The sequence below is a fragment of the Streptomyces tyrfis genome, assembly GCF_037034285.1.
GTDB lineage: Bacteria > Actinomycetota > Actinomycetes > Streptomycetales > Streptomycetaceae > Streptomyces.
The window spans coordinates 1-651 of the sequence record NZ_JBAGJZ010000125.1 but is presented as its reverse complement, the minus strand read 5'-3'; the positions used below and the strand labels follow the sequence as shown (position 1 = coordinate 651).

At 66.4% G+C, this 651-nt stretch carries 1 protein-coding gene; it reads right to left on the bottom strand.

What is annotated here, in order from left to right; genetic code table 11:
- The coding region (locus tag WA762_RS35500; protein WP_335941716.1) for a condensation domain-containing protein at positions 1-593 on the bottom strand (593 nt) is incomplete at its 3' end.
- Between the last annotated feature and the right edge of the window lie 58 nt (positions 594-651).

Sequence of the window (651 nt, the reverse complement as noted above, 5' to 3'; positions counted from 1 at the left end):
GTCCCCGTCCGCTGCGCCAACCCCGTCAACGCACGATGAAGCCCCGCGTCCAGCACCACGGGGACAAGATCACCATGATGCGAACTCACCGCCGGACGCGGACGGTCGTACGGCAACGCCAACTCATCCGGAACACCCGCCAACGCCTCCCGCCAATAAACGAGCTGACGACTCACCAGACTCTCCGGATCCGACTCCGAACCCAGCACCTCACGCTGCCACACCGCATAATCCGCATACTGAACCGGCAACGCCTCCCACCCCGGCGCCCGCCCCTCCGCCCGCGCCGCATACGCACACGACAAATCACGGAACAACGGCTCCAACGACCAGCCATCCATCCCGATGTGATGCATCACCAGAAGCAGCACCTGGTCCTGCGGAGCGACGTCGAACAGCCACGCCCGCAAGGGAATCTCCGACGACAGATCGAAACCCCGACGCGCCGCCGACTCCAGCTCCCCCGCCAAATCCTCCTCCGCCACCCCCACCACACACAACGGCACCTCCACCTCATCCGGCTCCAGCACCCGCTGCCACGGAACACCCCCCACATCCACGAACACCGTCCGCAGACTCTCCTGCCGCACCACCGTGTCCAGAAGAGCCGAACCCAGCGCGTCCCGGTCCACAGCGCCCCGCAACCGAAGC